21 protein-coding genes are annotated in these 21,606 nt (G+C 56.0%); 6 read left to right on the top strand and 15 right to left on the bottom strand.

The genetic code is table 11. The features are described 5' to 3' along the window. A partial coding sequence (locus tag CXF87_RS18895; protein ID WP_198556144.1) for a cation:proton antiporter domain-containing protein occupies positions 1 to 874 on the top strand: 874 nt, incomplete at its 5' end. Between the two features lie 49 nt (positions 875 to 923). Here CXF87_RS18895 and CXF87_RS18890 read toward each other — a convergent pair. After that, positions 924 to 1,637 carry a DUF3581 family protein gene (locus CXF87_RS18890; RefSeq protein WP_101147770.1) on the bottom strand — a complete coding sequence of 238 codons (714 nt, stop codon included), beginning with the start codon at positions 1,635 to 1,637 and terminating at the stop codon, positions 924 to 926. Positions 1,638 to 1,746: 109 nt separating this feature from the next. On the opposite strand from CXF87_RS18890, the gene CXF87_RS18885 reads away from it, so the two are divergent. Next, a complete protein-coding gene (locus tag CXF87_RS18885) occupies positions 1,747 to 4,719 on the top strand; it encodes a hypothetical protein (RefSeq protein WP_101147769.1) in 2,973 nt (990 codons plus the stop codon). Positions 4,720 to 4,735: 16 nt separating this feature from the next. Here the strand turns inward: CXF87_RS18885 and CXF87_RS18880 are convergent, their stop codons facing one another. Both CXF87_RS18880 and copM read right to left on the bottom strand, forming a co-directional pair. Beyond that, entirely contained in the window at positions 4,736 to 5,452 is a 717-nt protein-coding gene (locus tag CXF87_RS18880) for a trimeric intracellular cation channel family protein (RefSeq protein ID WP_008958075.1), read from the bottom strand. 90 nt (positions 5,453 to 5,542) lie between these two features. Further along, on the bottom strand, positions 5,543 to 5,974 hold the full coding sequence (gene copM, locus CXF87_RS18875) for a CopM family metallochaperone (RefSeq protein WP_101147768.1): 432 nt from the start codon (positions 5,972 to 5,974) through the stop codon (positions 5,543 to 5,545). A gap of 121 nt (positions 5,975 to 6,095) precedes the next feature. Between copM and CXF87_RS18870 the strand changes: the two genes are divergently transcribed. Together CXF87_RS18870 and CXF87_RS18865 are read left to right on the top strand one after the other, a co-directional pair. Next, the gene (locus CXF87_RS18870) at positions 6,096 to 6,590 is read left to right on the top strand and encodes an NfeD family protein (protein WP_101147767.1); all 495 of its coding nucleotides are present in this window, start codon (positions 6,096 to 6,098) and stop codon (positions 6,588 to 6,590) included. A gap of 2 nt (positions 6,591 to 6,592) precedes the next feature. Continuing rightward, positions 6,593 to 7,645: an SPFH domain-containing protein gene (locus tag CXF87_RS18865; protein WP_008958078.1), complete on the top strand. Its 1,053-nt coding sequence runs from the start codon at positions 6,593 to 6,595 to the stop codon at positions 7,643 to 7,645. Positions 7,646 to 7,837: 192 nt separating this feature from the next. Here the strand turns inward: CXF87_RS18865 and CXF87_RS18860 are convergent, their stop codons facing one another. The 8 genes from CXF87_RS18860 to CXF87_RS18825 all read right to left on the bottom strand — a co-directional run bounded on the left by CXF87_RS18860 (position 7,838) and on the right by CXF87_RS18825 (position 15,576). After that, the gene (locus CXF87_RS18860) at positions 7,838 to 9,160 is read right to left on the bottom strand and encodes a DUF2252 domain-containing protein (RefSeq protein WP_101147766.1); all 1,323 of its coding nucleotides are present in this window, start codon (positions 9,158 to 9,160) and stop codon (positions 7,838 to 7,840) included. 123 nt (positions 9,161 to 9,283) lie between these two features. Continuing rightward, entirely contained in the window at positions 9,284 to 10,774 is a 1,491-nt protein-coding gene (locus CXF87_RS18855) for a sodium:solute symporter family protein (protein ID WP_101147765.1), read from the bottom strand. Further along, positions 10,767 to 10,994 carry a hypothetical protein gene (locus CXF87_RS18850; RefSeq protein ID WP_101147764.1) on the bottom strand — a complete coding sequence of 76 codons (228 nt, stop codon included), beginning with the start codon at positions 10,992 to 10,994 and terminating at the stop codon, positions 10,767 to 10,769. Before CXF87_RS18850 ends, CXF87_RS18855 begins: the two co-directional genes overlap by 8 nt. 80 nt (positions 10,995 to 11,074) lie before the next feature. Then, entirely contained in the window at positions 11,075 to 12,490 is a 1,416-nt protein-coding gene (locus tag CXF87_RS18845) for an amidase (protein ID WP_101147763.1), read from the bottom strand. Between the two features lie 123 nt (positions 12,491 to 12,613). Continuing rightward, the gene (locus CXF87_RS18840) at positions 12,614 to 13,525 is read right to left on the bottom strand and encodes a LysR family transcriptional regulator (RefSeq protein WP_101147762.1); all 912 of its coding nucleotides are present in this window, start codon (positions 13,523 to 13,525) and stop codon (positions 12,614 to 12,616) included. A 9-nt stretch (positions 13,526 to 13,534) separates the two neighbouring features. Then, the gene (locus tag CXF87_RS18835) at positions 13,535 to 14,011 is read right to left on the bottom strand and encodes a GNAT family N-acetyltransferase (protein ID WP_101147761.1); all 477 of its coding nucleotides are present in this window, start codon (positions 14,009 to 14,011) and stop codon (positions 13,535 to 13,537) included. A gap of 60 nt (positions 14,012 to 14,071) precedes the next feature. Next, positions 14,072 to 14,761: a 5,6-dimethylbenzimidazole synthase gene (gene bluB, locus CXF87_RS18830; protein WP_101147760.1), complete on the bottom strand. Its 690-nt coding sequence runs from the start codon at positions 14,759 to 14,761 to the stop codon at positions 14,072 to 14,074. A gap of 59 nt (positions 14,762 to 14,820) precedes the next feature. Next, the gene (locus tag CXF87_RS18825) at positions 14,821 to 15,576 is read right to left on the bottom strand and encodes an NAD(P)H-dependent oxidoreductase (protein ID WP_101147759.1); all 756 of its coding nucleotides are present in this window, start codon (positions 15,574 to 15,576) and stop codon (positions 14,821 to 14,823) included. An 88-nt stretch (positions 15,577 to 15,664) separates the two neighbouring features. Between CXF87_RS18825 and CXF87_RS18820 the strand changes: the two genes are divergently transcribed. Further along, on the top strand, positions 15,665 to 16,537 hold the full coding sequence (locus tag CXF87_RS18820; RefSeq protein WP_101147758.1) for a LysR family transcriptional regulator: 873 nt from the start codon (positions 15,665 to 15,667) through the stop codon (positions 16,535 to 16,537). Between the two features lie 61 nt (positions 16,538 to 16,598). Here CXF87_RS18820 and CXF87_RS18815 read toward each other — a convergent pair whose 3' ends face one another. Further along, complete coding sequence (locus CXF87_RS18815) at positions 16,599 to 17,087, bottom strand: MarR family winged helix-turn-helix transcriptional regulator (protein WP_101147757.1); 489 nt, start codon at positions 17,085 to 17,087, stop codon at positions 16,599 to 16,601. 98 nt (positions 17,088 to 17,185) lie between these two features. Between CXF87_RS18815 and CXF87_RS18810 the strand changes: the two genes are divergently transcribed. Further along, positions 17,186 to 18,136 (top strand): DMT family transporter, encoded by a 951-nt coding sequence (locus CXF87_RS18810; RefSeq protein WP_101147756.1) that lies wholly within the window; start codon positions 17,186 to 17,188, stop codon positions 18,134 to 18,136. Positions 18,137 to 18,197: 61 nt separating this feature from the next. Here CXF87_RS18810 and CXF87_RS18805 read toward each other — a convergent pair whose 3' ends face one another. From CXF87_RS18805 to astD, 3 genes are all read right to left on the bottom strand, one after another. Next, positions 18,198 to 18,623 carry a GNAT family N-acetyltransferase gene (locus CXF87_RS18805; protein WP_101147755.1) on the bottom strand — a complete coding sequence of 142 codons (426 nt, stop codon included), beginning with the start codon at positions 18,621 to 18,623 and terminating at the stop codon, positions 18,198 to 18,200. A 93-nt stretch (positions 18,624 to 18,716) separates the two neighbouring features. Next, the gene (astB, locus tag CXF87_RS18800) at positions 18,717 to 20,084 is read right to left on the bottom strand and encodes an N-succinylarginine dihydrolase (protein ID WP_101147754.1); all 1,368 of its coding nucleotides are present in this window, start codon (positions 20,082 to 20,084) and stop codon (positions 18,717 to 18,719) included. Further along, positions 20,081 to 21,553, bottom strand: coding sequence for a succinylglutamate-semialdehyde dehydrogenase (astD, locus tag CXF87_RS18795; protein WP_101147753.1), 1,473 nt, complete (start codon positions 21,551 to 21,553; stop codon positions 20,081 to 20,083). Before astD ends, astB begins: the two co-directional genes overlap by 4 nt. Positions 21,554 to 21,606: the final 53 nt, after the last annotated feature.

Genomic DNA, 21,606 nt, shown 5'->3' with positions numbered 1-21,606 from the left:
GGTATTGGGTCTGCTGATTAACCCGGTGTCATTACTGGATGTGTGGCTGGAAGGTTTATTGATCGCTGCAGTGCTTATTTTGGTAGCTCGCCCTATCGCCGTCCTCCCTATCATGAAAATATTTGGCTTTAATGCCCGTGAAGCCAGCTTAGTCGCTTGGGTAGGCTTACGCGGTTCAGTGCCCATTATTTTAGCTATTTTTCCGCTTATGTTTGGCTTGGAAGGGGCAGAATTAATTTTCAACGTCGTGTTTTTCGTGGTGCTTATTTCAGCCACTATTCAGGGAACCACGCTGCCTATCGTAGCGCGTCAACTGAGGCTGACCGAAAAGCCACCGGCAGTACCAGCCGCCAGCCTTGAAATTACCGCACTTGAGGAAGTAGATGCCGACATTGTGGAGTACACCTTGAGTGATCACCCGCGTGCGGCGGGGCGGCGGCTTTCACAAATGGCCCTCCCGGATACCACCGTTGTCGCCATGATCACCCGTGGAAAAGATGTGATCCCCCCACGGGGCTCGACAGAGCTAATGGCGGGTGACCATCTATTTGTGGTGCTACGACCGGAAACACGAGCCTTTATTGACTGTGTCTTTTCAGAGGCCGTTGGGGTCGTCAGCGACGAACTGCCTGACCAGGAGCTAAAGCTCAAAGGTAGCACCAAAATAGACGATTTATGCCATTCGTATGGCTTGTTGATCAAAGCAGAGGATGGACAAACAACGCTGGATTCGCTGATTCGCGATACTCTCCCCAGCCAGCCTGAGGTGGGAGTCTCAATACACATTGATGGAATGAGGCTGACGGTACTGGAAACACTCGGTGGCCGCATTACCACCGTGGGTTTAACGGTAGAGAAAAAGCCTAGCGAATAGGGGAAGAAACAACGCTTAGCCTCGCAAGAGGCTAAGCAAGCAGCAGCGTTTAAGCCGAGGCGGTTTCGTATGCAGCCTTGAGACGATAAAACTCTTCTACAATAGCGGCCATTTCATCGGCGTCGTAATCGCATAGGCCGCTCACGACAAGCTTCTTAGAGCCCACCCCCACCGCTTCACCAGCGGACTCGATCGAGAACTCCAAGCGGGCATCGGCACGCTTACCGTGAACCTCTAGCGAAGAGTGGTTCAGCGTCAATCCCGGCGAAAAACCATCTAAACGCTCAAGTGAAAAACCCATGCTATCGTAGATCACCAGCGGGCGTTTAGGGTTAAACATAACCCCATGTTGCTCCATTAAAGGTTTGAGATAGTGCGGAAAATTTTTACCTGAAAACGCGACATAGCAACGAGCAAACGCCTCCACCACAGCGGGATCGTGGGTAATGTCACCACTACGCACTACCTGTAAGTAACCTTTGCCGCTCTCATCACAGACATGAAGTGTACCGTCGTCTGCTTCGCTGAACTTTAGCGGTGTATCGGCGCCCACCATGTTGGTGAAGCGAAATTCCATTTGCCGCGACAACCCAAACTTTGTGAGCACCAATGCAAACAGCAGATCACCGGGCACACAAAAGCGGCGTGCATCCGGATTATGAATAGGGTTGTAGTCACCCGCCACGCCTTTGGCGAAGCGACTGGCCTGCTCTGCGGAGATCACCACATAATCTCCACGCTGCGTATAAAAATCCTTGAACATGGCGTTTGTTGCCTGCCTAGCGTTGAAATCGAAAACCCGTCACTGCCCAACGCCGCGCATAATGCCATAAAACACGCCCCAACAGGAGTTATCTGCTAGGGAAGCCACTATGTCAGACGTGAACACTCGTAAAAATCGCCTACCCCGACTGCTTTTCAGGGTGTTGATTGGCTTGCTATTTATCATCCTGATCTGGGTAGCGGGCAGCTATTGGCTGCTTAATAGTCAGTGGCTACCCAAACGCATTTCCCAATTTGAAGGCATCGACATCCGCTGGGAGCAAGGAGCCAGCCGACACCCTGGCCGCTGGGAAGTCGAGGGGCTGTATCTCGCACGTGAAGATGAAGCCTTACCCATCTCCATTGAGGCTGAACGCGCGACCCTTTCGCTCTCTTTGCTGGCCCTGCTACGCGGCGAGCTGCATATTAATGCCCTCGATGCTGAGGGCATTCGCCGCCTGACCGTCGGTGATATCGCGCTGGAAGCGGAAGGCCAGCTACACGTAGTAGAGACCACATTGAGTCGCGACACCCTAGCTATCCCTAATGTTTCGCTCGCCATTACTAATGGTCGTTTAGTTCGCCTGAGTGATCAAGCAACCCTAGTGCACGATATTGATCTTACCGCTGATGCGACACTCGACACGATAACCCCCGTCAACGCCACCAGTAGCCAACTTAACCCCAAACTGCTGGCGGCGCTTTCGGCACAGCTTCAGTTGAATGCCCAAGCGGATGCCTGGGATGTCTTTATGCCCTATTTAGACGCCCTGCCCTGGCTAACCCTGGAGGGGCGTGGCGCACTCACCGGCACACTTGAGCTAACCGCTGGTAAGTTACAGCCCGGTAGCGAATTAATGCTGGACGCGCCAGTGTTGCGCTTAGCGGTAGATGAGCAGCGTTTACGTGCTCCAAGCGACTCACCCCGCTGGCTAATCGCTGACAACCCACCACCACGTCACACCGCCACCGGTAAAGGCCAGGTTCGCTTGGCAGTTGAGAGCGATCAACTGCATTTTTCGACCCAGCTTGCCGATGTTGAGCTAGCTGAAATAGAACTGGCTGAAGTAGAACTGGACGAGCCGCACCCCTATGCAGAGCACGCTGAGCTTCGCCTGGCGACCCAAATTCCCAATCAACGCCTGGATCAGCTCGACCTTCCCACAGCGGCTACCTTGGCATTACAGGGCGATATCATCCGTTTGGACATGCTTGACCGTTATCTTACGGCGTATGCTGACGAACAGGGCATCCGCCTTTCTGGCCATGGCCAAATGGATGCCTCAGCCAGCATTCGCGAGTCGCGCCCATACGATGCTCAACTGAACATTCAAGCACCGGAACTGGCAGCCGATACGCTCGGCTTTATCGCCCAAGGCAGCGGTTCACTCAATGCCCGGTTAACGCCGCAAGAGATAATGGAAGCCACGCTCATCTTTAACGATGCCACGCTGCATCACCAAGAGCGCCTGCTACTTGACGACGCTGACATCAACATTATCGCCACAAGCCCTATTAATCCGCAAAAAGCGCCTGATGAAGCCACCGCCATGCTCAGCTGGCAAGCGGCTCGCCTGCCCGATGTTAGCGTGTTACAGAGCTATTTAGCGGCCATTTTACCCACCCCTGCACCTCTGCAGTTGCTTAGCGGCCAAGCCACGAGTCACGGCCAGCTCACTATGACGTCAGAGCAACTCAGCGGTGAGGTGCATTTAGCTGGAAACGGGCTAGCGACTCGCTGGCAGCACGGCGAACAGGCGGGCACGTTAACCAGTGATATGCAGCTATTCCTGCCACTCCAGCAAGTAGCGATGGATGGTTCAGAGTTGAACATCAGCGGCACCCGGCTGAGCTGGCAAGTGGCCGATATCGACCGACCTAGCGAGCGCCTAGAGAGCGTATTAGTGTTAACCGACGGACGTTTTCAGCGCCGCAATAGCGTGCCTAGTGGTCAGTTTGCACTTGAAGGTAGTGTGCAACGGCTAGGCTTTTTAAATGCGTTTCTGCCTGACGCCCATGGTTTGGCCATTGCTGGCGAAGGCCAGCTCTTTGCTCAGGGCGCCTTTCGCGATAACCGCCTGCTGGCACCGACTCGATTGCGGGTCAATGCCGACCAGTTAGAAGTCACTTTTTTAGACTATCTCGCCACCGGACGCGGCGAACTCACCGCCCAGTTGGATAGCACCGAGCAGGCCCAGCTCACGCTTGGCATTCCCCGCTTTGACTTAAAGCGCCAAGACGATGACAGCCCACACATGCAGGGGCGCCACTTTGCCCTCACCACGCAAACCAAGCAGTTTAGCGAAGTGCTTGAATCGCCCCAACCCGAGCACTTCACCACGCGTATTGCGCTACCGATTACCGAGGTGCCCGACTTCACCCGTTACAACCGCTACCTGCCAGAAGGGGCGGGCATCACCTTGCTTGACGGGCAAGCCAGTCTAGCCAGCGAATGGCTGCTGGAAGGATTGAACGCCCAAGGAGAAATAACGCTGCGCGCCTTTGGTGCCGAGCTGGCGCTACTGGATCAGCGCCTACGGGGCGATGTGCACTTGTATTTGCACCTCACCGACGGCGATCTGAATACACGCCGCTTTACTGCTAATGACTCTTTCCTACGCCTGGAAAACGTTAACCTTCAGAGTGAAAACGGCTCATCGGATGCGGGTTGGTGGGTGCAACTTTCAATGTTTGATGCGCAGTTAGCGTGGGAAGACCCTGTTCGACTAGCCAGCCAACTACGTTTGGAAATGCGCGATACGGGCTTGCTCGCCCGGCTATTTCTCGCCCGAGCAAGGGATAGCGACTGGTTAGGGCGACTGTTAAATGTTCACGATATCGAGGGCACTGCACAGCTAGAGATCAGCGGCGAGCAGATTAGCCTTAGCGACTTGACGCTCACCGGCGGCCCACTACTGCTGCTTTCGGATGTCGCTCTGACAGACCGCAGTGCCAATGGCGCGCTCTATGCGCGCCTTGGCGTGCTTGGATTAGGGGTTGAACTTGAAGACAGCGAACCAACCTTGCGCTTTATTCAACCGCGCCGCTGGTTTGACCGCTGGCGGGAGGCGAATGGCAGGTAACACAAATAACCGTTGCCTAGCGTTTTTTGCGCTCACGACGAATCATCCTGACTCGTTCTTTAGCTTTTTGCGGCGTGGAGAGCGGCGCTGCCGTCTCATCATGGGTTTTCGGCGGCACCGTGACCCAGGCAAATACCGGCAACGCCAAATGCCAATGGATCGCCGCCAAACGTAGCCCTAATGTCACGCTTAATGAAGCGGCAATCGCTATAGTGAGCGGCACACTCAAAGCATGCAGTGCCACGTAAACGATCCCTCCCGCCATCGCAGCGGTGGCATAGATCTCTTCGCGCAATACCATGGGAATTCGTTGGGCCAGCACATCACGGATCATGCCGCCCGCCACGCCAGTCATCATGCCCATCAACACTGCCACCATGCCAGACGTGCCCAGCAGCAGTGCTTTATGGGCGCCAATAACGGTGAACAGCGCAAGGCCGAACGCATCAGCGATTGGCAAAAAGCCCCGCGACAGGCGGTGGATATAATGAAAACCCATTACCGACACACCCACGGTGGCTAAAATCACCCACAGGTAGGTCGGGTCTGTCACCCAGAACACTGGCCGAACGCCGAGCACTAAATCACGCAGCGTACCCCCGCCAATACCGGTCACCGCTGCCAACACTAGCATGCCGATCGGGTCCATGCGCGAACGGCACGCCAAAATCACGCCCGACAGCGCGAACACGATGACACCCGCCATATCCAGCCAGTAGACAACGCCCGACACGCCCTTCTCCTTTATTTTCACTGTTTATGAAGGCAGGCAGGATAGCACTCTCCTCGACATGATTGGCACAACTCAGTGGCGACATCACGTTTAGAGGCCTTGACGTTTCAACCACGCTTTCAAAAAAGCAATTTCACTCTCCTGAGCGGCAATAATTTCCTCGGCCAGTTGACGGATCTCGTCGTCTTCGCCGTGTTCCAGCACAATTTCCGCCATGGCGATGGCGCCTTCGTGGTGGGGGATCATGCCTTGCGCGAAGTCGACATCGGGATTTCCTGTGAACGCCATTGCCATGTCTTCATGCATACGCTCACTGGCAGCTTGGTAGGCGGCTACGGCAGTGTTGTCGCCGTGGGTATCAGCGGTGGCACTGTGCTCGCCGTGGCTGCCATGGTGTCCATGCTCGTGGGCATAGATAGACGGCGCGATCAGCACTCCAGCTACGACACATAGGCTTGCAGCCGTTTTCAAAGCGAAGAGTGGTCGGGATGTGGACAATGGGCTGTCGGTATAAATCGGCATAGCAATGCTCTTTTGGGCAATAGTAGTAATTAAAGTTTAAAACCTACAGGCAGCCCACAGGTCAAGACGTGCCAAGTGGGTTACCCTGTAAGCATCACCGATACATTGCATTGGAGAGCACATGGACTGGAATCCGGCTTACAGCTGGCTGGTACTCGCCCTACTATTAAGTTTGGCAGAGCTGACTTCTGGCGCGATGGTACTGCTTGCACTGGGTATTGCCGCAGCGCTAACGGCGGCCGTTACTGCGCTGGGGTTAACGCTCCCATGGCAACTGCTTAGCATGGCTATTTTTACCGGGGTACTGCTGCCGCTATGCATTATGGTCATTCGTCCTCGTTTCTCTCCCCGTGGCGTGGCTTACGGCACCACGGGCACGGGCGTCGAGAAAGGTAATCGCTACACCACCCTACGTCGAGATTTTGATGATGCCACGGGCATTAAAGTTAACGGCGATTTCTACCGTCTCCGCGTCGTTGAAAGCGTTGAAACCGAGCTACCCAGCGGTACGCTGGTCATATTTAAACGATTTGAAGGCACCACTGCGCTAGTCGCGTTACATCAGCCTGATGACATAGCCCCTCACGAAGACGATTCCCAACGCAAGGAGCCTTAACAATGGATTTACCTATTAGCCCAGGTTTATTAATAAGCCTTATTATTGTGGTGATCGCGGTACTGATCATTTCTAAAGGTCTGATCATTATTCGCCAATCGGAAGTCATGGTGGTGGAGCGCCTTGGTTCATTCCATCGCGTTTTAGAAAGCGGCATCAACATCATCATCCCGTTTATCGAACAACCTCGTGCGATCACCATGCTGCGTTACCGCAAAATGGGTGAGGACTACACCGCTATCACCACAGACGAAACCCGTATCGACCGCCGCGAAACGGTGATGGATTTCCCAGGCCAGCCGGTCGTTACCACCGATAACGTCACCGTGCGCATTAACGGCGCCCTTTACTATCAGATCATTGACCCAAAGCGGGCGGTCTATGAGGTAGAGAACATGAGCCAAGCCGTCGAGGTTCTGGCAAAAACCACGCTGCGCTCAGTAGTCGGCAAAATGGAGCTGGATAAACTGTTTGAGTCCCGTGCAGAGGTAAACAACGAGATTCAGGCTGCCATGGAAGAGCCTGCTTCCAAGTGGGGGGTCAAAATCTCCCGTGTAGAAGTGCAGGATATTGCCATGCCAGAAGAGGTGGAAACCGCCATGCGTCTGCAGATGGCCGCGGAGCGTAAACGCCGTGCCACCGTTACCGAAGCAGAGGGTGAAAAATCAGCGGCAATTGCCATGGCCCAGGGCCAGCGTGAATCTTCGATTCTTAACGCTCAAGGCGATAAAGAGTCCGCTATTCTGCGCGCTCAGGGTGAGCAGGAATCGATCAAGCTGGTGCTGAGCGCCATTGGCGATAGCGAAGAGAATAAGCGCACGGTGGTGGGCTACCTGCTAGGCCAAAGCTATATCAAGGTACTGCCCAACATGGCGAAGAATGGCGAGCGGGTATTCGTGCCTTATGAATCCTCTGCACTGCTTGGTTCGATGGGCATGTTCCGTGAAATGGCGGGTTCCCCTGAGGACACGGTGGCTAACCACCTTAAAAGCCGAAGCGGCAGTGACAGTGACTTCCGAAGTGGAATCGTCGGTGGTGCCGTCAGCGGCCACTAATAGCGCCATCAAGAAACCGCAGGAATTACCTTAAGCCGGGCCCCGCGGGTCCGGCTTTTTTGCTGCGACTCGCCGACGAAGCAATTTATCTGATCAAGCACAGCGGCCGTAACCGCTGTGTAGTATGGGCTGAATCGCATCACGCTCAGCAGTTCATGCTGGCCCCAGCAGGCATTTCCATCGGCCTGGCGACTAGGGTGAATCGGTCGCCAGAAAGTGATCAATAAACACTGCATAATCCTGCTCAGTGCAGTCGGCATAAGCCACCGCCAGGGTTGATACTACCTCCACGAACTGTGCTTCCCGCCCTTTTAACCGCTGACCTACCGCCTTAGCAAAGCGTGTCGCGTCACCTCGATTAAGCGCCTGGGCACCGCGCAGGTGTTCACGGGCAAGAATTCCCCCCCACTGCTGCGCCAGCTTTTTATACGACTTACCACCAGAGAGCTTATGGGTCGGCATGTCTTTCTTGAACGGCGAGCGCTCGCGAACCGAAAACACCTTGCCGTTCATGGTTAGCCAGCCAAGATAAGCATCCGGGTGCTCGGCAATGGCATGGAATGCCGCAGCATGGCGGATACCTTCATTGGGAAATAGCTTTCGCCATGCCTGCTGCTGTGGCTTGTCCATCAGCTGGAACGCTTCTGGCGACACCTGCTCTTTGATATCCAGAATGATATCGTCGTGCTCGTGCTCAACGCCTCCTTCAATCAATACGTAGTAGCGCTCCACGCCCAGCGAGCCGGTACCTGCATCCAGACGTCGAGCCGTATCTTTCACACGAAAATGGTGAGGGTCGCTCTCTTTAAAGGCGTGTTGCAGCGTTTGCTGGTACTCCTGCTCAATCAGTCGGCCTAGCTGGCTGGCGACATCCGCCGGTAGATTAGCGAGTTTACCGGGCCGTTCGGCAAATTGACGGCCTTTCTGATCATCAAGCGTCGTCCACTTCTCGAGCATCCGCGCACGGCTCTGTTTATCCGCCACCTTATTCATGAACGGCTTCAGCGGGCCCTTGGCGGTGTCGAGAGTTACGGCGTGAATGGGTTTACCATCGACATGATCCGCCAGCGTTTGGTAATAGCCCTCTATTAACTTTTTAAGGGCTTTATCAATCGCCTTGGCATCCAGCTCCGCGTTCTCGCGACCATCCAGTACTAAGCTGATAGCCAGTCGCCAAACGTCGTACTGGTAATCGCCAATTAACGCATCGTCGAAGTCGTCCATACCATAGCGCACCTGATCATCATGATGCCCATAAGCGCCAAAGTTATAGGCGTGAGCATCGCCTTGCAGCCATGTTTGGGTTTCCGGCCAGCCGCCGAACAGGGCAAAGCGCCAATCATGCCAAACGTCTTGCCAGAAAAGATGATTGCTTCCCCGATAAAATCGGTAAGGCGACGCAGCCATTTTGGCGTACTTGGCTTGGCGCGTGGCCGTGGCCAATGTCTTGTTCGCCTGATGGGTTGCCTCAATCACTTGCTGAGGGCGGTTATGTCCAGTCAGTGCATGGCTCATTGCGTTGCCTTTGTTAGTGCATTCATTCGCTGTGTTTGCCCGGTGCGTAAAAAGCGCTCGGAGCATAAAAGCGGTTATCTGCAAGGGTAAGCGATGAACATGAATAGATTAAGTCAGCGTTTACTATCCACCCTTGCGCCCTAAGCGTGTTAACCCGCGTGGAGCTGCGATACGAAAGAAGCGCTCAACCACTTCTGCGTTGGTAGATGGCGTCATTAATGAGATCACAATAAATACCGGCAGATTGAGCATTAGCCCCCAAAAGCCTGCATGAATACCCATCGGGTGTGGCCAAAGGATAGTAAATGCTGTGGTAATCAAAAAGCCCACCACGATACCGGCCATCACGCCCAGGCGAGACGCTCGCGGCCAGAAGAACATCCCGATGAACGCAGGCATTACCTGGGAGGCAAAGCCCAGCCCCACCAACAGAATCATCACCAGGCTACCGGGTTCGGCAATTGCCAGTGGCGCTATCACCAAGAACATGATGGGTAGGATCAACAGTCGCGCCAACTTGCCGGTGACAGCGTCGGATAACTTCAACACGGGCTGAATCACATCCTTACTGAGCGACAACGACACCGAGTGAATAAAAGGTTCGCTGGAGGACATAGAGGCCGCCAGAGTGCCCGCTCCCAGCAACCCGACCAGTACGACAGGCAAATGCTGCATGGCGTATTCGAGTACCACAGTATCGGCGCGGGCGAGTTCAGGCAGCGAAAAAATGCCGATGAAGCCCACCACTACCATAGGCAAAATCACTACGTAATAAGTGGGCAGCCACGTCGCGCTACGACGAATGGTGCGCGCGGAGGAAGCGCTCATCCACTGCGTCCAGACGGGTGGCATGAACGAGAACATCGAAACGATGATTGAGGTCGTCCAGAAACTAAAGCTCATATCGCCACCGGCGCCTGGCAAGGTGAGAAACTCGCCATGCTCGGTCTGAATACGTTCGAACACCCCAGCAAAACTCAACCCGCCAGTGGCGCTATGGACGGCCCACAGGCCGACGGCCCAGGCAACGATTAGCATCAGCACGCCTTGAAAGGCATTGGTGCGGCCAATCGCCCGCTGTCCGCTGACGTAGAGATACACGGCAATACAGGCCAACACCAGCACGACTCCCAGCCAAATCGGTATCAAGCCGCCGCTCATCACAAACAAAATATAGGCAGAGCCGATAGTTTGAAGCACCGCATAGGCAACAGAGCCAATCGCCATAACGAGTGCCGCCAGTGCCCCCAGTGCAGGGCTCTGGTAACGGTCAGATATAGCGCTTGCTTGGGTTACGTGACCAAACTGCTCGCCGAATTGCCACACTTTCGGGCCGAAGTACCATGCGACCAACGCGAGATAGGCAAGGTAAATCGCTACATAAAATACCGCGACACCTTTGGAATAAGCCCAACCGGGCGCACCCATGAAGGTGTAAGCACTCACACTACCGGCGGCGATCAGCAGGTAGAGCGTTACCGGCCCCATGCTGCGACCCGCTACGCCCCACTCCTCCAGGCTGTTCATGGAGCGGCCTGCCTTGGCGCGCAGGCCAATCACCATCGCAATGGCCACATACGTCAGCGTTATCAGCAATGGCCAAGGGCTATTCATGGTCGTCTCGCTCCACAATCCGATTACCGATCAGCATGACCACCACGCAGGTAAAAATAACCAGATAGCTCCATACCACCATTAACGGGAGCCCCAACACTAGCGTTGCCCGGTTCACCAGGCCAATCACTGGCCAAGTTCCCGCCAGCACCAGTGCCACGAAAGCAATCAATAACCCCCACCCTGCCCGAGAGGTGGGCAGTACCAAAAAGCGTCGCATGAGCATTCCCTTCGTTATTAATGATTAAACGTATTCAGAGGCAGAGTCATGTAAAGACCGATGTTAACTGACAGTTGCCATTACGCTGGCAGCATCGGCCAGCGTAATGGCAACGCCAGGCGCGTCTCCAATTGATGAGCCAATTTCAGCACGAAATGATCGTCGAAACGTGGGCCAATCAACTGCACACCAATAGGCATGTTAGCGGCCAGGGCCGGTGACGTTGCTGGACTGCTGAATCCAGCGTTAAGCGAGATTGCAGGCTGCTCCCCCATGTTCCAGGGCACGGTGTAGGCAATATGCTCGAACGGTTGGCGCGGATCATTGCTGGGTGATGGCCACTCGGCAGGAAAGGCGATAGTGGGCGTTGAGGGTGAGATTACCGCATCGACCTTATCAAATACCGCTTCAGTAGCACGCCGCATGGCCATCGTCTGCTGAAACCCCTGCAACGCGGCTACGCCACTTAAACGTTCACCACCATCTGCCCAGGCCAAAATCGCAGGCAGCACTTTTTCGCGCTCCTCAGAGGAGAGCTTTATCAGCTCTCCCCACTGACGAGCCTGCCAAAATTGATCCAGTCCATCCAGCATCTCTCGAGTCAACACTGGTGCTAAAGGCACCAGCGTTGCACCTGCGGCTTCCAGTTGCTTTGCTGCCTGCTCGACATGACGGCGAATCTCGTCATCCAGCGGTAAGCCGCAGCCTGCCTCCATCATCACTCCTATGCGCAGGCCCTTCATCTCTAGCGATAAATCCAGCCAATCGATCTCTTCCGGCGGCAGGCGCATTGCATCGCGCCGATCCGTCCGGGCCAGCGCTGTCATCATTAGCGCGGCATCTTCTACACTGCGCGTCATGGGCCCTGCACAACGGCCCACATAATACGGGTCTATCGGTATACGACCCAGGGTCGGCTTAAAGCCCACTACGCCGCACCACGCGGCGGGCAACCGTATCGAACCACCGATATCGGTACCTACGTGCAGCGGCCCAAACCCGGCAGCCGCCGCAGCGCCTGCGCCCGAGCTGGAACCGCCGGTATTACATGCCAGCTTCCAGGGATTACGAGTCAGACCATGAAAGGACGATAGCCCTGATGACAGCATGCCAAAATCAGGGCAGGTGGTTTTCGCCACCACCAGCGCATGGTCTTCCGCAAGCCGCGCAGCCGGAGGCGCATCTTCTCGAGCAACGGCCTGCTCCCCCAGCCCTGTCCCTCCAGGAACTGGCATTCCCTTGGTGGCAATCAGCTCTTTCAGGGTTATCGGCACTCCATCCAGTGCGCCGCCTGGCTCGCCTTTGGCCCAACGCCGGGTCGAGGCCTCCGCGGTTTCCAGCAGCGACTCGGGGCGATAGGTGTAAAGCGCGTTGATATGCGGTTCCCATTGATCAATATGGGAAATCAGTGTTTCAGCAACATCCAGAGGAGAAAATGCTTGAGTGCGGTAACCTTCGAGTAATTGAGTAGCGGTCAACTGGTGTAGTTCGGGCATCACATCACCTTTGCTGTTGTTATCATGTCGTCATTCCCACTAATGTCAGCATGAACCCACTCAGTGTCTTCTGCTATTTCAATATTGACCACAGCGTGTCCACTTTTTGTGTGCACATTGCTTTCAAGACGACGCTTCCGTCATCGTTTGCAGGGCACTCGCCAGTAACGAGAGGCACGCCTCGGTGGCAAAGCTGCGCTGGCGATGACGATAGACGCAAAGATCAATCCGCGCCGGCTCAAGCTCCAGAGGTGACAACGGGATGCTCACCAGCTCACCTGACTGACACTCACGCGCCACGGCCATCGGCGGAAGGATGAGCACGCCCGCACCGTTAAGCGCGAGGGCTTTCTGGGTTTCCAAGGAAGCGGTCTTGAAGGTAGGTGCCAACGCCACCCCTTGATGATGGGCAGCTCGCTCGAGCGCCTGACGCACACCATAGGATTCATCAGGCAGAATCAGGCGATGCTCTGCCAATATGGCAAGGCTTAACTCATTAGCATCTGCCAAGGGATGAGCAGGCGCCATGACGGCATGATGGTGCAAGTCAGAACTGGAGAACGGCACAATGTCATCATGGCGTGGCATGAAGAACGACAGGCCAATATCAGCGTCCCCACGACGCAGCGCTTCGATCATATGGCTGGCGCTAGCGGTGCCGATATCAAAGCGAAGATAAGGATAGCGTAGCCCCATGTTGGCCAATGCCGGCGCCAGCAGTCCGGCGACGACTCCCTCCGCTACTTGCAGACTGACCCGGCCGGTTCGTAGGCCTTTCAAGTCGGCAATGTGTTCCTGTACCCGTTCAAGATCGCGTAGGGTTCGCTGGGCCTGGGCAGCCAATAGCTCTCCTGCTGCCGTCAAACTAATACCGTTAGGGCCGCGTTCGATCAGTGGAGCCCCCAACTGATGCTCCAGTAAATCAATCTGACGGCTGATTGCCGTGGGGGCGATATGTAACTGAGCTGCGGCTTGGCGCAAGGAGTGACACTGGGCCACAGTATCAAAATAGCGTAATGCGCGGCCACTGATCATAAGCGCACCTTAAAGCCCCAACTGCCGCGACATCACCGTGACGTTTTCGCCCCGGTACTCAAGGCTTTCTACATCTTGCCAACCAAAGCGCCGATAGAGCGCCTGCTGGTCGGGGGTATAGAGATAGAAGCGCTCAATCCCGTTCTCGGCTGCTTCTACTTCTACCCGACGCACTAATGCAGAAGCAATTCCTTGCCCCCGCCATTCGGGCACAACAAACACGGAGGCAAGCCATGGGGTAAGGTCGCGGCGAATACTCATATCATCGACAATGAGGCTGGCAGTCCCCACTGGCGTTTCTTCACTCAAGGCCACAAATATCGTTGGCACACCAGCGTGCCCACATTCTGCTTTTAAACGTGCAATGGCTTGTTCTTTAGTAAGCCCAGGGTGCAAGTGTCCCCAGGCTTCAAATGTCCAGCACGCGACTATTTCAGCGCTAGGAGCGTCCGCGTTTAATCGCTGAATAGTGATATCGCCTCGCATAGTTCGCTCCAAACCTTATTTAGCACAAACGGATACATTAGCGACAAATAAGTATTAGCGCTATAGAGGGTCGAACCATTGGCTGGCTAGGGGCTGCCCCCAAGTATCGTGGTGCACCAACTCAGTCAATGCCAACCGACTCCGCCACCCCTTTGCTTCAAGCTCCGGCTGATCTAAAAACTCGCTCACATAGCCAAGGCAGAGATACGCCAGAGGATAGACATGTTCAGGCAAATTCAACGCCGCGCTTAGCTGCTCTTGATCGAGAATACTCACCCAGCCAACGCCAATACCTTCAGCCCGCGCCGCCAGCCAAAGATTTTGCACTGCTAAGCAGGTACTAAACAGGTCGGTATCGACAATGCTATTGCGCCCCAGCACATGCGGGCCGCCCCGGCTTCGGTCACAGGTAATACAGAGATTGAGTGGGCTTTCCAGGATGCCTTGCAGTTTAAGGCTGCGGTAATGCTCCTTGCGCTCGCCTTCAAAGCGCTCGGCGGCCTTCCGGTTCTCCTGCTCGAACATCGCCAGCACGGTTTCCCTGACGTCACGACGTTCAATCACGATGAAATCCCAGGGCTGCATAAACCCTACTGACGGCGCATGGTGTGCAGCTTCTAAAAGACGGGCCAGCACATCAGGGGGAATCCGGTCGGGCAGAAATTGCGAGCGCACGTCGCGCCGTTCGTGTATGGCGCGGTAAAGCCCACGGCGCTCAGCATCGGTAAAACGGTGATTCGAGGGGGTCATGGCGCTTGTCGGACCTTTTGCTGATCTGGTTTATAGACGAGTAAAGAGTCTACACGAGGTCAGCCCAGCCTCCATCGCAGTGGCGTTGTTTGGCGTAATACACCGTCCTCGTCCCAGTCGCCCCAGCCAGCAAAGGGGATGGCCAGTTCACTATTTAGGCTCTTCAGCCGAGATGCCCAGGCCGCTTTACAAGCCTCCAGGTGACCCGGGAGGTCAGCTTCCGGTTGATAACGAATACCGCCGCCTTGAATGCCGTAGCTCACCTGGGGCGCCAGTACGTCAAAGCCAACGTAGTACAGTGATGAATGAATCGGCCAAAGCCAGTGAACCATGTTGCCTGCACGACCAAAGGGCTGAAATGTCTTTTCAGGCGAGCCCGTGGTCACTGAAAGTATGGCCCTCTTGCCACGATAGTAGCCTTTATCGTAACGCATGCGACTCGTGTAGCGTCCTCCATACACCAGCACCCGATCAAACCAGCCTTTCAAAATGGCAGGCTGGGCGTGCCACCATAAGGGAAACTGGAAGATCACCAAGTCAGCCCACTCCAACCGCGCCAACTCCCGCTGGACGTCCTGCGGCAATGTGTTTTCTTCGTGGTGAGCCCGCTGCTCATTGAGGGGATAGAAGTAGTCCGATGCCACAGCGCTATGCGGATAGTGCCCAGCGCGCTCCACTGGATCAAACTGCTCAGCATAAAGATCATCCACTTCCACTGTGTGACCCTCGCCTATCAGCTGTGCTACCGCTTCATCTACTAGGCCGCCATTAAACGACTTGCATTCAGGATGAGCCAAGACGATCAAAACATTCATACTGCGCTTCCCCTATCGATTGGTTCAACGACACACTAACCTGTTCATATATGCTCAAAAATTGGCTAAAAATGAGAACCAGGCTTGCATGAATGAACAACGGATAAGATGGGACGACCTAGAAATTGTGCTAGCGATTGCCGAGGCGGGTTCGCTATCCGGCGCCAGCCGAACGCTGCGGATCAGCCACGCCACTGTTTTCAGGCGCCTGAGCGAGATGGAGAGACGTCTGGGCGTTACTCTTTTTGAGCGCAGCCGTAACGGCTATACGCCGACCATGGCAGGCGACGATTTAACAGCGTCGGCCCGCCGCGTGCAGCATGAGATCAACGGCGCAGAGCGCCGAATCATCGGGCAGGATTTAACGCTTACCGGTAGCCTGCGAATCACCACGACCGACACACTTTTCACGGGCCTGCTCTCCCCGCTGCTGGCAAGCTTTCGACAAACCTATCCGGCTATCACGCTGGAAGTGGTCATCTCCAACCAGCTTCACAGTTTGACGCGACGTGAGGCCGATATCGCGATCCGTCCGACTCGAACACCACCCGAAACCCTAGTAGGTCGCAAGGCAGGCGATATCATCCTGGCAATGTATGGTCAAAAGGCATATTGGCGAAACACGCCGTTGCCATTGGATCCTGCATCCTTGGCAACAGCGAACTGGATAGGCCCCGATGTTCACCTAGGCGATACAGCACTTGAACAGTGGATGGTGGGTAAAAACGCGGCCTACCGGCTGGATAGCATGCTGGGGATGCAATTGGCGGTACGCCACGGGGCGGGCATTGCGGTACTGCCTTGCTATCTTGGTGATGCCGATGAAGCGCTACTCAGGCTCAGCGAACCGATTGACGTGCTGACGACTCAGCTCTGGCTACTCACCCATCCAGATTTGCGCCATGTGGCCAGATTGCGCGCGTTTATGGAGGCGATCACTGAAGGGCTGCGCGGAGGGTAACCACAAGCTCTGGTGCCTGATCGATGGATCAAGTGACAGCGCCCCCCTATGGCAAGAGCGATCACTCCTGCTCAAACTCCGCCAGGAACTGCGTCAGCAACTCATCCAGTTGCTGACGTTGTTCGTCAGTCAGCCCACTCACTAGCTGCGCCTGTGTCTCTACATGGGCAGCCACCGCTTCGTCGATCAGATCAAATCCGCGCTGCGAAAGAGAGATCAGAAAACCGCGACCATCATCAGGGTTCTTGACCCGCTCGATCAGTCCTGATTTTTCCAATTGATGGATACGGTGAGTCATGGTGCCTGAGGTCACCATGGTGGATGCCATCAAATCGCTCGGCGATAGCGCATAGGGCGCTCCCTCTCGGCGCAGCGTGGCCAATACGTCAAAGCCCGCATCCGTCAGGCCATATTTTGCCCAGGTCTTCTCCATCGCGCGCATCAAGGTGTGGTTCAGCCGTTTGACCCGCCCGATGGTACCCATCGGGGCTACGTCGAGGTCGGGCCGTTCCTGCCGCCACTGTTTGAGTATGTGGTCTACATGATCCATCGGTGTATTTTGCACCCAGTTATCTTGACGTCAAGATTAATCACACATAACTTGATATCAAGATATCAATTGAAACGCCGCTCTCGAGAACTTCGCCAATGCCACTATCCAGCGCCACCCGTACGCTTTCAACCAAACGAGCCTGGCTTGCTCCGCTACTGTACTTGTTGTCAGGGGGTGCCTTGCTGGGCCTATCGACTAATTTGGCTAAATTTGCCCACGATATGCAACTGCCCGCGCTCTCTTTTCTGTATTGGTCAATTTCAGGGGCGGCACTTATTTTGCTTGCGCTCGCCGCCTATCGCCGCAATCTGCCACCGTTGACCGTTCGCAGCGTCGAGTACTACCTGATCTCTGCGCTGCTGGGCGTGGCGGGCGCCAACCTGCTCTTCTTTTCGGCTATCCCCCATGTCGGAGCAGGATTTGTGGCATTGATCATCACGCTGCCACCGTTGCTCACCTACGTTGGTGCTTTAACGTTAAAAATGGAGCGCTTTCAGCTCTTGCGTGCGGCTGGCGTCCTGTCAGCCCTTGCGGGAGCCTTCACCCTGGCTTTCCATAAGCTTTCCGCCCCTGATGCTGACTACCTTTGGATTCTTCTCGCCTTGATTGGCCCTGTGCTGCTGGCCATCGGCAACCTCTATCGAACCCTGCGCTGGCCAGTGGGGGTATCCAGCGATGCGCTGGCGCCAGGGATGCTGATAGCTGCCTCTATTCTGCTGCTGGGGGTGGGCCTACTGCCAGGCTTCTCACTTCACGTGCCCATGGATCGATCTCTGCCGATGTTTTTGATTGCCATCCAGGCGGTGGTTTTCGCGGGTCAGTTTTTACTGCTCTTCCTGCTACAGAAAAGCGGCGGCCCGGTATTTCTGAGCTTGCTGGGCTCTGTCGGTGCCGTGGTGGGTGTGCCGGTCGCCATCCTGTTACAGGGAGAAACCGCCCCCGAAGGCTTGCTGCTTGGCATCTTATTGATTGGTGCCGGTATCGCCCTGCTTAACATTGGCAAAGCGAAACAGGTGCCTGATAGAGCAGCCAAAAAGATGGGGTGATGATCATGGCAGGACGCCACGAAGAGTAGATAAGAGCTTTTATACAAACCTGTTTGTACGGCTACAGAATGCGACGTTCCATGGCGTGCATTCCCGCTGCGGTTTTCAATATCCTAAACCCCATGCGCTCGTACAAAGTGATGGCTGGATTGATACAAAACACGCGCAACCGAAGTAGGCGAATGCCCGCTTGCTGGGCAGTGTCAGCCGTAAAGTGGATTGCCGCTGTCCCCAGGCCTTGGCGCTGCCAAGCCGAGGCAATTTGCAGCTCCCGAATATAGTAGGCGTCTTGATCGTGATTGATACATAGCAATCCTACTGGGCTAGCGTTAATAATTAATTCGTAACTGTCTAACTCACTCCACTGTTTATCAAACAGGTCGGTATCCCAGCGCATATCCAGCTGTTGGTAATAGCCGGACATATTTTGGCGAATTAATTCTTCCGCGAACGCCTTGTCGTCAGTCGGCCGAATGATAGGCGTCATATCTCGACTCCTGGTGCTTGCTTCAGGTCTATGTGATGGCCCTTCCTTCGCGTTGCATGGACACTATCAATATTGAATCCGCTTACGCTATTCCTACCCCAACTGAAAAGGATACACAGGGCCGATCTTGAGCAACTGGGTGAGTTCATCCAGTGCCGCAAGCGACTCCTCCGCCAGCTGCGGGTCGGCGAGATCGTCGGGAGCCAGGCGGTCGCGATAGTGGCGATTCACCCAGGCAGTAAGGTCGTCATAAAGTGCATCGTTGAGCAGCACGCGGCCAGAGAGCGCGGCACGTTCGGCTTCTGTTAGCACCACACGCAAGCGCAGGCAGGCGGGGCCGCCACCGTTGCGCATGCTCTGCTTGACGTCTTTGACGATCACCTCGCCGATGGGGTTATTGCCCGCCAGAATGAGATCCTGGATCGTCCGCCAGACCGCTTCCCGCTCCTGACATTCGCCGGGGACCACAAGCGTCATGGTGCCGTCCGGGTTGGAGAGCAGTTGGGAGTTGAAGAGATACGATGCGACCGCGTCTTCCATGCTCACCGCCTCGACCGGCACGCGCACGGGAATCAGCGGCGTGTTCATTTTCGCACGCAACGCATCGAGCGTGCCCTCTTCGTCCAGAAAGGCCATTTCGTGGTAGAGCAGCACGGGGCCGTTGCCCACTGCAATGACATCGTTATGGAACACGCCAGCATCGATGGCATCCGGGTGCTGCTGGGCGAAGACGGTTTGCGCTTCCGTAAGCCCGTGCTGGCGGGCTACCGCTTGGCTGGCTTCCAGAGTCTGCCGGGCGGGATAGCGCTGGGGCTCACGCTCGCCGCTACGCACGTCACCAAACGCCTGGCGGCCATATACAAACAGATGAACGCCTGGCTCACCGTATTCGCCGCAAAGGCGCGTGTGGTTGGCCGCCCCTTCATCGGAAAAGGCCGGCGTGGCAGGCAGCACGGGATGATGAGCAAAATGTTGCTCATCATGGAAAATAGCTTGCAGTACCCTTCCGGTGGTTTGCGGCTCCAGGTAGCGGTGAAAGCTTGACTGCAGATTGGCCGGCGTGAAGTGCACCCGGCCATCCGTTGCGTCGACACTGGGAGTAATCGTGCCTGCGTTAGCGGTCCACATGCTGGAGGCCGAACATACCGCCCGCAGCAGCTGCGGTGCCTCTTTGGCGGCGCGGGCCAGCACATCGCTATTATTGCCGCTGAAGCCTAGCTCACGCAGTGCCCCAACATCAGGCCGCTGCTGTGGGGGTAGCACGCCCTGAGCGTAGCCCGCGTCCATCAGCGACTTCATCTTGGCCAGACCCTGTAGCGCGCCCTCCTTGGGATTGGAGAGCAGGCCACCGTGGCTCATCGAAGCGACGTTACCGACTGCCAGCCCTGAGTAATTATGGGTAGGGCCGACCAAGCCGTCGAAATTGACTTCCCTGATATGGCTGAAGGCACTGCCGTTCATAGACTCACTCCTGGTGGCAAGGTTTCAGGCATCTCCAGGGTGTCGGCTTCCATGGAAGCAACCGGATAAGCGCAGTAGTCTGCCGCGTAATAAGCGCTGGGGCGGTGGTTGCCGCTGTCACCTACGCCGCCGAAGGGCGCATCGCCGGAAGCGCCGGTGGTCTGGCGGTTCCAGTTGACGATGCCCGCGCGAATGCGCAGCAGGAAGTCGTCCCAATCGGCTTGATCGCCGCCAATTAACCCGGCGGAGAGCCCGTAGCGGGTATTATTGGCAAGCGAGAGCGCTTCATCCCAGTCGCGATAGCGATGAATTTTCAGCAGCGGCCCAAAGTGCTCCTCGTCGGGAACGTCCAGGCCCGTCACATCAATCAGCGCGGGGCTTAACAGACTGGTGTTCTCTTCCAAGCGACGCATGCGATTGATCACCGTACCGCCCATGGACTCCAGTTCCTCTTGCGCCTTGAGCAGGCCATCTGCCGCCGCTACGCTCACCAAACCGCCATAGAATGGCGCAGGGTTCTCTTCGAACTGGCCCGCCACGTGCAGCTTAGCGATCGCCTCGGAAAGCGCATCGATCAGCCGGTCGCCCACGGCGCCCTCCGGCACCATCAAACGACGAGCGCAGGTGCAGCGCTGGCCACCGGAGAGAAACGCCGACTGCAGAATGGTGAGTACCGCTGCACGCTCGTCATCAATGTCCTTCACTACCAGCGGGTTGTTGCCACCCAGTTCGAGCGCAAGGATTTTATCCAGCTGTCCGGCAAACTGCTGATGCAGCATACCGCCCACTTTGGCGCTACCGGTAAACAGCAGGCCATCAATACCGGGGTTGCCTGCCAGCGCTTGACCAACGGCGACGCCTCCCTGCACCAGATTGATCACCCCAGCAGGCAGCCCGGCTTCCAGCCAGCACTGAAGGGTTAAATCGGCGGTCAGCAGGGTCTGGTCGCTGGGTTTGAAGACGACGGTGTTGCCCGCCAATAGCGCAGGAACCATATGGCCGTTAGGCAGGTGGCCTGGGAAGTTATAGGGGCCGAATACCGCCATCACGCCGTGGGGGCGATGGCGCAATACGGCTTTTGCATTGCCAACGGCTTTTTCACGCTCACCGGTACGCTCGTTATAAGCCTTGACCGATAGTGCGACCTTGCCCACCATCGCACCCGCTTCAGTGCGCGCTTCCCAGAGAGGTTTGCCGGTTTCAGAGGCAATCGCCACGGCTAGCGCCTCCCCTCGGGATTTCAGCACCTCGGCAAAACGCTCGACGAGGGCCTGGCGCTCGGCAAAGGGAGTGCGCGCCCAGCCAGGAAAGGCGCTGCGGGCAGCCTTTACGGCGATCTTGACCTGATCCGCGCTGGCCGTGGTGGCCTGCCAGAGCAGCTGACCGGAAACGGGATCATGCTTGCTCAACGACGCGGCGTCGCCTGCTAGCCAGGCGCCATTGATAAGTTGCTGCTGTTGGGCGTGCATCGTTCTCTCCTTGCCATGTAAATGCGGGCTTATGTACGTACAGGCTTTCGGGC

Source organism: Halomonas sp. MES3-P3E (genome assembly GCF_002836035.1).
In the GTDB taxonomy this organism is placed as follows: Bacteria; Pseudomonadota; Gammaproteobacteria; order Pseudomonadales; family Halomonadaceae; genus Vreelandella; species Vreelandella arctica.
This window is presented reverse-complemented; position numbering and strand designations above follow the sequence as displayed.